Source organism: Citrobacter sp. wls711 (assembly GCF_005281055.1).
Taxonomy (GTDB): domain Bacteria; phylum Pseudomonadota; class Gammaproteobacteria; order Enterobacterales; family Enterobacteriaceae; genus Citrobacter; species Citrobacter gillenii.
In genome coordinates this window covers 1-448 of sequence record NZ_SZXC01000036.1, presented here as the reverse complement: position 1 = coordinate 448, position 448 = coordinate 1, and the positions used below count along the sequence as shown (strand labels likewise).

Genomic DNA, 448 nt, shown 5'->3' with positions numbered 1-448 from the left:
TCCTCTCCCACCGGCGCGGCAATCAGCTCCACTTCCTCACCTTCCCGGCAATAGGGGGCGCCCAGCCACCCTGAAAACTGCCGGCCATTGATTTCGCCCGTAACGTACCACGCCGCCGCTGGAACCCTGTCTTCATTGCTCGCCACCATGCCCTGTGCCGTTGCCGCAGACCCCGTCGAGGCCAGCACCATCGCGGCAGACGCCATGTTCTCATCCTGCCTGCTGAAATATTCCCACGTCTGCGGATAGGCTTTGGTGTCAAAATAGTGCGTCAGGCAGCGCTGGTGGTAGTTTGTCACCACGCCACTGACCTTTATCAGCGGGGCTGGCGGGGGCAGTACCGGGTCCGGTGGCATATCAGCCAGCGCTTCTGCCAGCTGCTTTTCTTCACGGTACAGTTCCGCCAGCCGTTTTTTATGCTTCTTCTTACCTTCCGATTCATAGTACG

Annotated in this window: 1 pseudogene; it reads right to left on the bottom strand. The window is 59.6% G+C overall.

From position 1 onward, the window contains the following. Positions 1-448 (bottom strand): annotated as a pseudogene (locus tag FDW98_RS14325) (hypothetical protein); the annotation flags it as partial.